A 13984-nucleotide genomic window follows, 5' to 3' on the forward strand; every position below is an offset into this window, starting at 1 on the left:
CGGCCTTGTGGCTGCGTATGGGTGTATGGATCGGATGCTAGGACTGACTTTGACGCCATCTTGTCTTGCCGACGACAATTTACGGGAAACTACTCGGTGGGTGAAACCCTGCCTCCCTGTCCGGGCAGGCCCCGCGCTGTGCCCGGGTACGGCCGGGGGGCGTTTCATGGCAGGGCGGTATCCTCACGGCATGTACGCCCCGTTTTTCGGTCTTCAGCATCCCCCGTTTTCCATAGCACCGGACCCGCGCTACCTGTTCATGAGCGAGCGGCACCGCGAGGCGCTGGCGCACCTCCTGTATGGGCTGGACGCGGGCGGCGGCTTCGTGCTGCTCACCGGCGAGGTGGGCACGGGCAAGACCACGGTGTGCCGCTGTTTCCTGGAGCAGATTCCGGCGAACTGCAACGTGGCCTACATCTTCAATCCCAAGCTCACCGTGGGCGAGCTGCTGCGTTCCATCTGCGACGAGTTCGGCGTGCCGCACAAGCCGGCCGTGCCGGGGGTGGAGACGGTCAAGGACTGCATCGACCCGCTCAACGCGTCGCTGCTGGCCGCGCACGCCTCGGGGCGCAACAACGTGCTCATCATCGACGAGGCACAGAACCTCGCGGCCGACGTGCTGGAGCAGTTGCGCCTGCTCACCAACCTGGAGACCAGCGAGCGCAAGCTGCTGCAGATCATTCTCATCGGCCAGCCCGAGCTGCGCGCCATGGTGGCGCGGCCTTCGATGGAGCAGCTGGCCCAGCGCGTGATCGCGCGCTTTCACCTGGACGCCCTGACCCCGCAGGAGACGCAGCAGTACATCGCGCACCGCCTCGCCGTGGCCGGGCTCAACGGGCCGATCCCGTTCGAGCGGCGCGCCATCCAGCGCGTGCATGCGCTCTCCCACGGCGTGCCCCGGCGCATCAACCTGCTGTGCGACCGGGCGCTGCTCGGCGCCTACGCGGCGGGGGCGCGCCAGGTCACCAGGGCCATCGTCAACCGCGCCGCGCGCGAAGTGTTCGACGCACCGGCATCGGCCGCCGCGGCGCGCAGCGCGCGGCCACCGCTGCCACGCTGGGCGTCCACGGGCCTGGGCGCCGTGGCGGGTGCCGTGGCCGTGGCGGCCGCGGGCTGGGCGCTGGGCCTGTGGCCCGCGCCGCAGCCGGGGCCGCAGGCGGCCACGGACGCCGGAGCCGCCGCTCCATCGCGCGCGGCCTCCCGTCCCGCCGCCACGCCCCCGCCGCCCGTAGCCGCGCCCCTGGTGGCGCCCGCGGTGCTGGCGGCGGCGTCCACCGCGTCCGCCGCGCAGGGGGCGGCCGCGGCCACCATCCCGCCGGGGGCGCAACCTTCCGCGCTGGAGCAATTCGTGCTGGCGCAGCCCGCCAGCGATGCGCCGGCCTGGCAGGCGCTGGCCTCGGCCTGGGGCGTGAAGCTGCCCGCGGGGGCGGACGCTTGCGCCACCTTGCCGCGCGAGGGGCTGCGCTGCTACCGCAACCGCCGCGCGGGCCTGAACCTGGTGCGGCAGATCGACCGGCCCGTGCTGCTCGCGCTGTATCCGTCGGATGAAGCCGAGGCCCCGGTCTCCGTGCTGCTGCGCGGCCTGGACGGCGAGACCGCCACGCTGGAAGGCGGCGGCCGCACGCTGCGGGTGCCGGTGGCCGAACTGGCGCAGGCGTGGCGCGGCGACATCGCCACGCTGTGGCGCGCCCCGGCCGGCATGCCCGATCGCGGCGAGATCAGCGACACCCCGGCCGGCGCGGCCTGGCTGGACCAGCAACTGGCCAGCAAGGCGGCCGGCGGCACGGGCTCCGGAAGCCGGCCGGTGACGCCCGCGCTGCGCCAGTCGCGCATCCACCGCTTCCAGCTGGCCCAGGGCGTGACGCCCGATGGCCGTGCCGGCCCCCTGACACTCATGCTGCTCAACCGCGCCACGGGCGTGAACGAGCCGCGCCTGCGCAACGGAGACTGACCATGTCCTACATCCTTGATGCGCTGCGGCGTGCCGACGCCGAACGCGGCCGGGGGGCCGTGCCGGGCCTGCACTCCCAGGCCGCGCCCGCGGCCGGGGAATTGCCCGCCGTCCACCGGGCGGCGCCGGCCCCGCTGTGGGCCGTGGCGGCGGCGGTGGTGGGCGTGGCCGTGCTGGCGGCCGGTGGTACCTGGTGGGCCCTGCGGCCGCAGGCCCCGGTGGCGACGGCGGTGGCCCCGGCCGCGCCCGCCGTGGTGGCGCCTGCCCCTGCCGCGCCCGCCACACCCACAGCACCTGTCACAACGGCAGCTCCAGTGGCGCCGCCGCCCCCTTGGCTTCTTCCGTGCCCGCGCCGGCGCCGGCGCCAGAGCCCGCGCTCGCCCGGACGGCCCCGCCGGCGCCCGCACCCGAGCCGCGCCCGGCGGACAGCAAGCGCGCGGCGGACAAGCGCGGCGGCACCGCGCGTGAGCGCGAGCGGCCTGTGGCCGCGGTGGTGGTGGCACCACCCGCCGCACGGGCGCCGGTGGCCGATCCGGCGCGCCCGCGTGAGTCGCTTGGCGCGCCGCTCCCAGCCAACGGGTCTGCCCCGCGCTCCACGCAGGACCCCGGCGCTGCGCCGCCGCCCGCGAGCCCGGTGTTCGCCCAGACCGACCTGCCGGACACCCTGCGCGCGCAGTTGCCCGCGCTCAAGGTCACGGGGGCCACGCATTCCAGCAACCCGGTGTACCGCATGGCCATCGTCAACGGGCAGGTGCTGCACGAGGGCGACCAGGCCGCGCCGGGCCTGGTGCTGGAGAAGATCGAGCCGGGGCGCACGGTCTGGACCTTCCGCGGCTACCGGTACGCGGTGGCCGCGCAATAGGGCGTCCCCGGGGCGCCGGCACCCCCTGGGATGCCGGCCGGTGCGTCTGCATGACGCCTGCCGCTCCACCAGGGCCGCCCGTGGCGCGGCCGTGGACTCTTTTGCTCTCCTGGCGCGGGCCGCGCTGAACGCGCTTTTGCGGGGCTGGTCGCCGCCGCAGGGCGGCGAACGCCTGGGCTCCGTGCGGCCCGGTGGACCGCGGTGCGCCACCGGGGGAGCCCGCGCCGGTGCACGGGGCGGCCACGCCTTTCTGCCGCGCGCCGCGTTCGGGGTGGGGGGTGGAGCGGGTCTTACGACCCGGCGCACAAGGTCGTAGGACATCAGTCGGATGGATTTGCCGCGCACCGCTTCGGACAATGGGCCCGGTGGCGGAGCGCTGCCTGCAAGGCCTGCGCTCCTGCCTGCCGCCGCCAAAGCGCCGTGCCTGCTGCCGGTATGAATCCAATAGCAAAGAATCAATATGGGACAAGCGTCAAAGCCACATTTGATTCAGGAATCACACCGTTCTGCCGCGCGGCGTTTTTGTTTTCTTTTGCCCTTTGCCTTGTCTTCCAGGAGAAATTTCACCATGCCCCATCTACCAGCGGCGAGGGAGCGCGCAGCGCGTTCCTGGCGCATCCGGTCCCGCCATGCAGGGACCCTGCTGCGGCTATTGGCCGCCTCCTGGATGCTGGCCGGCGGCAGCGCGATAGCGCAGGTCAGTTGCGCGCCGGGCCAGTGGCTGGCGGAGTACTTTCCCAATACCGGACTGTCCGGCGCACCGGCGCTGACCCGCTGCGAAGAGGGGCCGATCGACCGCTACTGGATGACCGACAGCCCCGACCCCCGGCTGCCGGTGGATGGTTTCTCCGCGCGCTGGACGGCCTCGGTGCCCTTTGCGGCCGGCACCGCCCGGTTCGTGACGTTTACCGACGATGGCGTGCGCGTGTTCGTCAACGGCCAGCGGGTGATCGACAACTGGACCCCGCACGGCATCACGATGGACGTGGCCGAACTGCCCCTGGCGGCCGGCAACCATACGGTGCGCATGGAGTATTTCGAGGCCGGCGGAGAAGGCCTGGCCCAGCTCGTCATCGAAGGCGGGGCCGAGCCGCCGCCGCCCGCGCCGCCACGCATCCTGTCGTTCGGGGCGGACCCGGGCACCATTGACGCTGGCGCCACGAGCACCCTGGCGTGGAGCACCGAGAACGCCGCCACGTGCACGGCATCCGGCGGCTGGAGCGGCGACCGCCCCGTCAGCGGCACCGCCCCCGCCAGCCCGGTGGTGACGACCACCTACAGCCTGAGCTGCAGCAACGCGCAGGGAGATGCCACCGGGGCCTCCACGGTGATCCTCGTGCGCAACAGCCCGCCGCCGGTGCCCCCCACCATCGCTAGCTTCGCCGCGACGCCCAGCCGCATCCGGCCGGGAGAAAGCGCGCGCCTGGACTGGCAGTCTCAGAACGCCTCCGGCTGCACCGCCTCGGGTGGCTGGAGCGGTGCGCGCCCGGTGCAGGGCAGCGAGCAGGTCAGTCCTGCCGCCAGCGCCGCCTACACGCTGGAGTGCGTCAACAGCGCGGGCCAGGCCACCAGCGCGCTCGTCAACGTGACGGTGGACGCAGGCAACCCGCTGCCCCCGGTGGGCGGCGTCACCGCCACGGCCACCCAGCAGGGCGTGCGTGTTGGCTGGAACCCCGTGACCAAGAGCGGTAAGTGGGTCAATGGCTACTACGCGGGCTGGTTCTGGAACCTGTTCCCGCCGGACGCCGTGGACATGACCACCATGACCCATTTCGTGTTCGGCCGCTATGCGCCCGCGCTGGGCTCGCTGCCCGGCGGACAGGCGGGCGATCTGCTGGAGGGCGCCGGAACGGGCCATCTGGCCAACGTGGAGGACGCGCTGATCGCCAAGGCCCATGCGGCGGGCGTCAAGGCGGTGATGATGGTGGGCGGGGACAGCGATGGCGCGGGGTTCATCGCCGCCACGGCGAACCCCACGGTGCGCGCACGCTTCATCAAGAACATCCTCGACAAGGCGGTGCAGAAAAACTACGACGGCGTGGACATCGACTGGGAAGAAAAGCTGGACACCGAGGTCGGCCGCGCCCAGGCCCTGGCGCTGCTGCGCGAGCTGCGCGCCGCCTCGGCGCTGCGTGCCCGCTACCAGGCGCCGAACGCGCCGCTGGAACTGAGCTGGCCCGGCTTCTGGGTGAACAAGAACCAGCCGGACATCACGCCCTGGCACGCCCAGGTGGCCGAGCTGGTGGACCAGTACAACCTGATGACCTACAGCATGGCGGGCGACTGGGGCTGGAAGTCGTGGCACCACTCCCCCCTGTTCGGCGAGGGCGACCTGCACCCCACGTCCATCGCCTCCACGGTGCAGGCCTACCTGAGCGCGGGCGTACCGCGCACCAAGCTGGGCATTGGCATCGGGCTCTACGGCGTGTACTACCCCCGTCCGGTGACGGGGCCGCGCCAGGACCTCACGGGCATGCAGGGCTGGGTGGACAACGGCGACTGGATGAACAACTACCAGCGCCTGGTGGAGGAAAACGCCTTCGGGCAGCCCGGCGCCGCATATCGCTGGGACGACGTGGCCAAGCAGGGGTACATCACGTACTCGCAGCCCTGGTACCGGGGCTCCACGCCGGTCACCTACCTGAGCTTCGAGGATGAGCGCTCCATCGCCGAGAAGGGCAAATGGGTGCGCGAGCAGGGCCTGGGCGGCACGCTGGTGTGGACCATCAACTACGGCTATCTGCCGCAGTCCGGCACCAACCCGCAGATGCAGGCGGTCAAGAAGTCCTTCATTGCAAGCAGTGCCGCCAGCTACCGGGTGTACCGCGACGGCGTGGCGATCGCCACGGTCACCGATCCGGCCTACACCGACACCACCGCGCCCAGCGGCAGCCACAGCTACCAGGTCAGCATGCTGGATGCGTCCGGCAACGAAGGCCCCCTGTCCGCCGCGGTGGTGGTTCAGGTGCCCTGATTCCGCCCGCGCCACGGGGCGGGCGGCGCCCGTCCGGTGGCCGGGGGAGGGCAGAACGGCCGAAGGCCGCCGAGGCCCGGGCTCAGCGCAGGAAGCGCCCGTCGCGCCCGACCAGCGTCAGCTCGACAAAACGCGAGGCGTTGCGGTCCGGGGTGGTGGCATGGATCTCGAAGCCGCCCAGGTCCCACTTCTTGAGGTTCCAGGTGGCATCGATGAAGGCGGCGCGCGTGGGGTTGCGCCCCGCGCGCTGCAGTGCCTCGGCGAACACGCGGGCGTTGATGTAGCCCTCCAGCGCCAGGTGCGAAGGTTCTGCGGTGGCGCCCGCCGCCTTCCAGGCCGCCTGAAAGTCCCGCACCACCGGCATGACCGCATTGGAGGGCAGCGGGACGACCTGCGAGATCGCCATGCCCGTGGCGTCCGCGCCCAGGGCCTTCACGGTGGCGGGCGTGCCCATCACCGACAGCGCATACAGCGTCACGCCGCGCTTGATGGCGCGGAACGCCTTCACGAACTCCAGCGTGGGCTTGCCCGCCAGGCCGATCACGATGGCCTCGAGGTTGCCGCCCGCCAGCTTGGCCGCCGCCGTGCCCGCGTCCGAGGCATTGTTCTCCACCGTCACGGTCAGCGCCTCGGGCAGCTTGAGGCGGTCCATCGACTGCTTGGCGGCGGTGAACACCTCTTTGCCGAACGAGTTGTTCTGGTAGACGATGCCGATGCGCTGGATGCCGATGGTGGACAGGTGCTGCACCAGCTTTTCGGCCTCGTCGGCGTAGCTCGCGCGGATGTTGAACACGTTGCGGGCACTCTTGGTGCGGCTCAGCTGCGCGCCCGTGAACGGCGCGAAGAACGGGATCCCGCTGTCGACCACCTTGGGCAGCATGGCGTCGATCATGGGCGTGCCCATGCAGTTGAACAGCGCGAAGGTGCCCGGATCGGCCAGGAACTGCGTCACGTTGGCCAGCGCCTTGGGCACGTCGTAGCTGTCGTCCTGGGTGACCAGCTCGATGGTCTTGCCGTGGATGCCGCCCCGTGCATTGATGCCTGCAAACGCCGCCTTGGCGCCCTGGTGCATGGCCGAGCCGAGATCGCCCAGCGGGCCGGTGAGGGCGGTGGACTGTGCAATCCGGATGGCCCCTTCCTGCGCGCGGGCGCTGCCCAGTCCCAGCCAGGGCAGGCTGACGGCCGCGGCCAGCAGCTGGCGCCGGGCAAGGCGTGGCGAAGGGCGGATGGCTGGCCGTGCCAGGCCTGCGGGCGGGTGGTTGTCGGGCATGCGTGTCTCCTCGGGTGGCCCAGGCGGGCGCATCGGCTGCTGGGGAGGCGACATCATCCCGTCACAATTGACATTTTTTTGTCGTTCTGACGACAATCCGGGTCGTGGTATTCCCGCATCGCATGCCCCCTTTGTCGCTCTCCCCCGGACCCGCACCGCCATGGACTCACGCATGAACCAGGATCTTTCGCTCCACCAGCGGCGCCGGCCGCCCACGGTGGACGAGCTCGGCGGCATACCCTGGCTGAGCCTGCTGCTGCCCGCCGAGCGCGAGCGGGCCGTGGCGTCGCTGCTGGTGGGGGACGCCAACGCGGGCGACTACGTCTGCCGGGTGGGGCGGCCGGTGACCTACTGGTTTGGCGTGGTGGAGGGCCTGCTCAAGATGAGCAGCGACAACGCGCAGGGGCAGACCATGACCTACGCCGGCCTGCCGCCCGGGGGCTGGTTTGGCGAGGGCACGGCCTTGAAGCGCGAGCCCTACCGCTACAACATCCAGGCTCTGCGCAAGAGCGTGGTGGCCGGGTTGCCGATCGACAGCTTCCACTGGCTGCTGGACCACTCGATCGGCTTCAACCGCTTCGTGATGAACCAGCTCAACGAGCGGCTGGGCCAGTTCATCGCCGCGCGCGAGATCGACCGCCTGAACAACCCCGACGTGCGCGTGGCCCGCAGCCTGGCATCGCTGTTCAACCCGGTGCTGTACCCCGGCGTGGGGGAGGTGCTGCGCATCACGCAGCAGGAGCTGGCCTATCTGGTGGGCCTGTCGCGCCAGCGCGTGAACGAGGCGCTGGCGGCGCTGGAGGCGCAGGGCGCGATCCGGGTGGAATACGGCGGCCTGCGCGTGCTGGATCTGCTGGCGCTGCGCTCGAGCATCTTCCCGCTGCAGCAGGGCGTTTGAGCGGCGGCGGGCCTCAGCCCGGCAGCGAGGGTTGCTGGCCGCGCGAAGGGGGCTGCAGGCTGGCGCGCTGCGGGGGCGCCGGTACGGGCACCGGCGCGGGCGATGCGGCGCCGCCGCTCCAGTGGTTCTCGCCGCCGCCATCGCGCGTGAGGCGGAAGGTGCCCACCATCTGGGTGAGGCGGCCCGCCTGGTCCTTGAGGCTGTCGGCCGCCGCGGCCCCTTCCTCCACGAGGGCGGCGTTCTGCTGCGTCATTTCCTCGAGTTCGCCCACCGAATGGCTCACGTGGCCGATGCGCTGGCTCTGTTCCTGCGTGGCGGCGGTGATCTCGCCCATGATGTCGGACACGCGGCGCACCGACAGCACCAGCTCCTCGATGGTCTTGCCCGCGTGGTTCACCAGGGTGCTGCCCTCCTGCACCTGATCGACGCTGGCGCCGATCAGGGCCTTGATCTCGCGCGCGGCATTGGCCGAGCGGCCGGCCAGGCTGCGCACTTCGCCCGCCACGACGGCGAAGCCCCGGCCCTGTTCGCCGGCGCGGGCGGCTTCCACCGCGGCGTTGAGGGCCAGGATGTTGGTCTGGAAGGCGATGCCGTCGATCACGCTGATGATGTCGGCGATCTTGCGCGAACTGGCGCTGATGGTGTCCATGGTGCGCACGACCTGCGACACCACCTCGCCCCCGCGCGTGGCCGCGTCGGACGCGGTGGACGCGAGCTGGTTGGCCTGGCGGGCCGAGTCGGCGCTTTGCGACACGGTGCCGGTCAGGTCCACCAGCGCGGTGGCCGCGCCCTGCAGATTGTGCGAGGTCTGCTCGGTGCGCTGGCTCAGGTCCAGGTTGCCCGAGGCGACTTCCGAACTGGCCACGAGGATGGAGTCGGCGGTCTGGCCGATCTCGCCCACCAGCGTGCGCAGGCGCTCCTGCATGGCGGCGATGGCTTCCAGCAGACGGCCGGTTTCGTCCTGGATGCGCACTTCCACCTGCGAGGTGAGGTCGCCGCGCGCGATGCGTTCCGCCACCACCACGGCGCGGCCGATGGGGGCGGTGATGCTGGCGGTGATGCGCCACGCGATCAGCGCGCCGAGCCCGATGGCCAGCAGCACCAGCAGGCCGCCCACCATGCGGGCGTTGCTCTGGGTCTGCTCGGCCGAGGCCGTGGCGTCGGCGTTGAGGCTGTTCTGCAGCTCGATGAGTTCGCGCAGCTTGGCGCGCCACGCGGTTTCCACGGGCGCCACGCGGGTCATCAGTGCCAGGGTCGCGCTCACCGTGTCGCCGTCGTCGGCCGATTTGATCGCGTTGTCGAGCTCGGGGCGAGCCTTGCGGCCCAGCGCCTGCACCTCGCCCAGCAGCTTGATCTCGGCGCGCGTGGCGCCGGCGGGGGTGAGGAGTTCGCCCAGGGCGGTTTCCTGGCGGCCGTATTCCTTGAGCGTCGCGGAAATGGCAGCGATCTGTTCGTGTGCCTGCTTGGGGTCGATGTCGTTGAGCATGGCCGCCGAGCGGCTCTGGATGCCGATGGCGCTCACGCTCTCCAGCATGCCGTTGACGAGCTTGGACTTGCTGGCGCCGGCACCGGTGACCTGGCGCATCTGCTCATGCACCTTGCCCACGGAAAGCTGGCCCACGGCAGCGACGGCCACCACCAGCACCAGCATGCAGCCGAAGCCCAGGCCGAGCCGGCTGGAGATCGACAGGGATTTGAGTGATGAAGCGGCCGGCATGGTGTTCCTTGAGGTCTCTGGGTGCAATGGATCGGGATGCACAAGGCAAAGCAATAACGGGGCCCGCATCAGCCGGGCCGGCGGCCGCGCCCCGCACGCCGGCCCAGGGCAGTGTAGGCAGAATTGACAAGAAGTGTCATGAGGCTTGCGGATGGCGCCATGCCCGTTGTGCATGGGTGTTTGTTACAAATGGCCTTCCAGGGCGTGCACCACTCCCGCAGGGCAAGAGGCGGGGTGGAGGCTGTGGGAAAATGAGGGAAAATACGGCAAAGCGGTGTACTGCATTGGGCTTTTTGCTATTTGATTGGTAGCATTTGGCGGGTGCTTCGTTGGCCGGTGGCCCCCGGTGGCGCACCCCATCATGTATAAACCCGTTACAGATGTGAGGCCTCAGGATGAACCCGCTTTCCCTCCCCCTGGCGTGCCGCGCCGCCGCCGCCGCGCTGGTGGTCGCCGCGCTCGCCAGCTGCGCCACGGCACCCGCGCCTGGGCCGGACCAGCGCGAACTGGTCGTCGCGGTCACGGCGTCGCACGAGCTCATCACCTTCCATGCCGGCCAGCCGGAGCGCATCCTGGAGCGCCGCTCCGTGACGGGCCTGGCCCCGGGCGAGCGGCTGGTGGGCCTGGACTTTCGCGTGGCGCGCGGCGTGCTGTATGCGCTCTCGCAGGCGGGGCGGCTGTACACGCTCGACATCCCCACCGGCGCCCTGCGCCCCGTGGGCCCAACGCCGGCCGTCCTGGCCCTGCGGGGGACGGCCTTCGGCTTTGATTTCAACCCCGTGGCCGACCGCATCCGCGTCGTCTCGAACGCGGGCCAGAACCTGCGGCTGCACCCGGACACCGGCGCCGTGGTGGACGGCGACCCGGCCGTCGAGGGCGTGCAGCCCGACCCGGCCCTGCGCTATGCCTGGAGCGACACGAACGCCGGCCGCGCGCCCGATATCGCGGGCGCCGCCTATACCTACAACGCGCAGGACGGCAAGCTCACCACCAACTACGCCATCGACCGTGCGCTCGGCGTGCTGGTGACGCAGGGCTCGCGGGAAGGCGCCACGCCCGTGGTGTCGCCCAACACCGGCCAGCTGCGCACCGTGGGGCCGCTGGGCCTGGGGCCCCTGACCGATGTGTCGTTCGACATCTCGGATGTCGGCAACACCGCGCTGATCGCCGTGCGCACGCCGGCCGACGGCCAGACGCGGCTGCACCTGGTGAACCTGGACACTGGCGCCACCCGTGCGCTGGGCAGGGTGGGCGAGGGCGCGCCCTTGCTGGGCATGGCCATCGAACCATGACGCATGCCTGCTTTCCCGCGCGCCGCACCGGGCGCCCGGTGGCCGCGTTCCTGCTGGCCGGTGCGTGCATGGCGGGCCTGGCCACGGCGGCGCGGGGTGCCACGGTGCAGGTGGACGTGCTGGACACCGCGGGCAAGCCGCTGGCCGACGCCGTGGTGTTCCTCGACTCGGCCGACGCGGCCCGGCAGGCCCGGCCGCTGGCCGGTGTGGAGATGGCGCAGGAGAAGCGAAGGTTCGTGCCCGGCGTGCTCGTGGTGCCGGTGGGCACCGAGGTGCGCTTTCCCAACCATGACTCGGTGCGCCACCACGTCTATTCGTTCTCGCCCGCCAAGAAATTCGAGCTCAAGCTCTACACCGGTACGCCCTCCAATCCCGTGCTGTTCGACCGGCCGGGCGTGGTGGTGCTCGGCTGCAACATCCACGACCAGATGGTGGGCTGGATCCTGGTGGTGGACACCCCGCACTACGCGCGCAGCTCCGCCGCCACGGGCAGGGCGCAGCTCGACAATGTGCCGCCCGGCACCTACACGCTGCGCGCCTGGCACACGCGGCTGCCGGTGGGCGCCCCCGCGCAGGAGCAGGCGCTGACGGTGCCCGCCGCCGGCGGCGCCGCCGCGTCGGTGCGTTTGGCGGGGCTGCAGCCTTGATGCAGCTGCGCCTGCTGCGGCGCAGCCTGATCCTGCGGCTGGTGGGACTCTCGCTGCTGCTGCTGCTCATCGTGCAGGCGGCGGGTTTTGCGGTGGTGCGCGCCACCATTGAGCGCAATGCGCGCGCCCAGATCGCCCAGGCCCTGGACCTGGACGAGAACGTCTGGCGCCGGCTCCTCGAACAGAACGCCGACAAGCTGCGCCAGGGCTCGGCCCTGCTCGCGGCCGACTACGGCTTTCGCTCCGCCGTGAATTCGGGCGACGAGGAAACCATCCAGTCCGTGCTGGAGAACCACGGCAGCCGCATCGGCGCCGCCGTGACGGCGCTGCTGGGCACCGACCTCACGCTGCGCGCGGTCAGCCTGTCGGGCAGCATGGAGGCGTTTCCGGCCACCCTGCGCGAACTGGTGCCGCCGCTGGCCGCGCAGGCCCAGGGCAGCCAGATCGCGGTGATGGACGGCGTGCCCTACCAGTTCGTGATGGTGCCGCTGCGCGCACCGGTGGTCATCGGCTGGGTGCTGATGGGCTTTCCCATCCACCAGCCGCTGGCCGACGAGATGCGGCAATTGCTGTCGGTGCATGTGGCGCTGGTCGTCCAGGGCGCGGACGGCTCGGTCCAGGTGCCCGTGAGCACGCTGCCGCCCGGCCCGCTGGCGCTGCTGCAGCGCCAGGGCATTGCTTCGGGTGAACTGCAGACGCTGGAAGGCACCTTGCTGGCGCGCACCATCCGCCTGCACAGCGTGGGCGGCGAGGTGCAGGCGCTGCTGCTGCGCTCGGTGGACGAGGTGCTCGCGCCCTACCGCCAGCTGCAGGTGCTGCTGGCCATCATCACCGTCGCCGGCGTGCTGCTGTTCGCGGTGGGCACGGGGCTGGTGGCGCAGCGCCTGACCACGCCGCTGCGCTCGCTGCTGGCCGCCACGCAGCGCCTCTCGCGCGGCGAGTACGACGTGCCGCTGGCGCACACCGCCCGCAGCGACGAGATCGGCAACCTCGCGCGCTCGTTCGACCATATGCGCGTGGACATCGGCGCGCAGCAAACGGAAATCCGCCGCCTGGCCTACTGGGACCGGCTCACCGGACTGCCCAACCGGGAGCGCTTTCGCGAAGCGGTGGTGCAGGCGATCGCGGGCGGCGTGGCGGCAGGGCCACCGCAGCCGCTGGCCGTGCTCACGCTCGACCTGGACCGCTTCAAGCATGTGAACGACGTGCTCGGCTATGCCTTCGGCGACCGCCTGCTGCAGGCCGTGGCCGAGCGCCTGCGCCAGCAGGTGCCGTTGCCAGGCCACATGGTGGCACGCCTGGGCGGCAACGAATTCGCCGTGCTGCTGCAGGGCGCCGATGCGGCCGCCGCCCACGACACCGCGCTGCGCATCACGCGCTCGTTCGAGGAGCCGCTGGCCTTCGAGGACCAGACGGTGGACCTGAGCGCCGGGATCGGCATTGCCTGCTGGCCAGGCGACGCGGACGATGCCGACACGCTGCTCAGCCGTTCCGAGATCGCCATGTACGCCGCCAAGCGCAAGCTCAGCGGGGCGCTGCAGTACGACGCGTCGTTCGATTCGGCCAGCACGCAGACCCTGTCCCTGCTGACCGAACTGCGCCGCGCCGTCGAACACCGCGAACTGCGCCTGTACCTGCAGCCCAAGGTGGCGCTGCGCGGCCAGCCCGGCCTGGCCGCCGAGGCCCTGGTGCGCTGGCAGCATCCGCAGCGCGGCCTGGTGCCGCCCATGCAGTTCATCCCGTTCGCCGAGCAGACGGGCTTTGTGCGCCAGCTCACGCTGTGGATGTTCGAGGAGGTCGCGCGCCTGCTGGCCGACCCGCGCACCCGGGGCCTGCCGCTCAGGGTCTCGGTCAACCTGTCCACGCGCGACCTGCTGGACCCGGAGCTCAGCGCGCGGCTGGCCGACATCCTGGTGCGCCATGGCGTGTCCGCCAGCGCCTTCTGCCTGGAGATCACCGAAAGCGCCATCATGGACGACCCCCAGCGCGCCGAGGCCATGCTCAACCGCCTGTCCCAGCAGGGCTTCAAGCTCTCCATCGACGATTTCGGCACGGGGTACTCCTCGCTGGCCTACCTCAAGCGCCTGCCGGTGGACGAGCTCAAGATCGACAAATCGTTCGTGATGGGCATGGCGGCGGGCGAGGACGACGCGATGATCGTGCGCTCGACCATCGACCTGGCGCACAACCTGGGGCTCAGCGTGGTGGCCGAGGGCGTGGAAACCGCGGACATCCTGGAGCGGCTGCGCTCACTGGCGTGCGACGAGGCGCAGGGCTACCACATTGCACGGCCCCTGCCCGTCGATGATTTCCTGGCCTGGCAGGCGCGCCAGGGGTAAGCTGTCCGGTTTTTCACCGGAGGCGGATGTCGCA

The 13984-nt window shown here is 71.2% G+C and carries 10 protein-coding genes; 7 read left to right on the top strand and 3 right to left on the bottom strand.

All coding sequences use genetic code 11. The features are described 5' to 3' along the window. The first annotated feature begins 190 nt into the window (after positions 1-190). Entirely contained in the window at positions 191-1951 is a 1761-nt protein-coding gene (locus AC3RCE_RS03325) for an ExeA family protein (RefSeq protein WP_492254521.1), read from the top strand. A gap of 7 nt (positions 1952-1958) precedes the next feature. Here the strand turns inward: AC3RCE_RS03325 and AC3RCE_RS03330 are convergent, their stop codons facing one another. Further along, on the bottom strand, positions 1959-2252 hold the full coding sequence (locus tag AC3RCE_RS03330) for a hypothetical protein (RefSeq protein ID WP_492254522.1): 294 nt from the start codon (positions 2250-2252) through the stop codon (positions 1959-1961). Between the two features lie 30 nt (positions 2253-2282). Here AC3RCE_RS03330 and AC3RCE_RS03335 point away from each other — a divergent pair, with 30 nt between their 5' ends. Further along, positions 2283-2813, top strand: coding sequence for a general secretion pathway protein GspB (locus AC3RCE_RS03335; protein ID WP_492254523.1), 531 nt, complete (start codon positions 2283-2285; stop codon positions 2811-2813). A gap of 568 nt (positions 2814-3381) precedes the next feature. Beyond that, a complete protein-coding gene (locus tag AC3RCE_RS03340; RefSeq protein ID WP_492254524.1) occupies positions 3382-5787 on the top strand; it encodes a glycosyl hydrolase family 18 protein in 2406 nt (801 codons plus the stop codon). An 82-nt stretch (positions 5788-5869) separates the two neighbouring features. On the opposite strand, the gene AC3RCE_RS03345 is transcribed toward AC3RCE_RS03340, so the two are convergent. Further along, on the bottom strand, positions 5870-7057 hold the full coding sequence (locus tag AC3RCE_RS03345) for an ABC transporter substrate-binding protein (protein WP_492254525.1): 1188 nt from the start codon (positions 7055-7057) through the stop codon (positions 5870-5872). A gap of 160 nt (positions 7058-7217) precedes the next feature. Between AC3RCE_RS03345 and AC3RCE_RS03350 the strand changes: the two genes are divergently transcribed. Further along, a complete protein-coding gene (locus tag AC3RCE_RS03350) occupies positions 7218-7955 on the top strand; it encodes a Crp/Fnr family transcriptional regulator (RefSeq protein WP_218293061.1) in 738 nt (245 codons plus the stop codon). A 13-nt stretch (positions 7956-7968) separates the two neighbouring features. Here the strand turns inward: AC3RCE_RS03350 and AC3RCE_RS03355 are convergent, their stop codons facing one another. Continuing rightward, positions 7969-9672 carry a methyl-accepting chemotaxis protein gene (locus AC3RCE_RS03355; RefSeq protein ID WP_492254526.1) on the bottom strand — a complete coding sequence of 568 codons (1704 nt, stop codon included), beginning with the start codon at positions 9670-9672 and terminating at the stop codon, positions 7969-7971. Between the two features lie 395 nt (positions 9673-10067). Here AC3RCE_RS03355 and AC3RCE_RS03360 point away from each other — a divergent pair, with 395 nt between their 5' ends. The 3 genes from AC3RCE_RS03360 (at position 10068) to AC3RCE_RS03370 (ending at position 13950) form a co-directional block, all read left to right on the top strand. Continuing rightward, a complete protein-coding gene (locus AC3RCE_RS03360) occupies positions 10068-10964 on the top strand; it encodes a DUF4394 domain-containing protein (protein WP_492246300.1) in 897 nt (298 codons plus the stop codon). Positions 10965-11032: 68 nt separating this feature from the next. Continuing rightward, a complete protein-coding gene (locus tag AC3RCE_RS03365; protein ID WP_218294373.1) occupies positions 11033-11611 on the top strand; it encodes a methylamine utilization protein in 579 nt (192 codons plus the stop codon). After that, positions 11611-13950, top strand: a complete 2340-nt coding sequence (locus AC3RCE_RS03370) for a putative bifunctional diguanylate cyclase/phosphodiesterase (protein WP_492254527.1) — start codon at positions 11611-11613, stop codon at positions 13948-13950. The genes AC3RCE_RS03365 and AC3RCE_RS03370 overlap by 1 nt, the downstream gene beginning before the upstream one ends. The last annotated feature ends 34 nt before the right edge of the window (positions 13951-13984 follow it).

This window comes from Acidovorax sp. GW823-FHT05D11 (assembly GCF_058795695.1).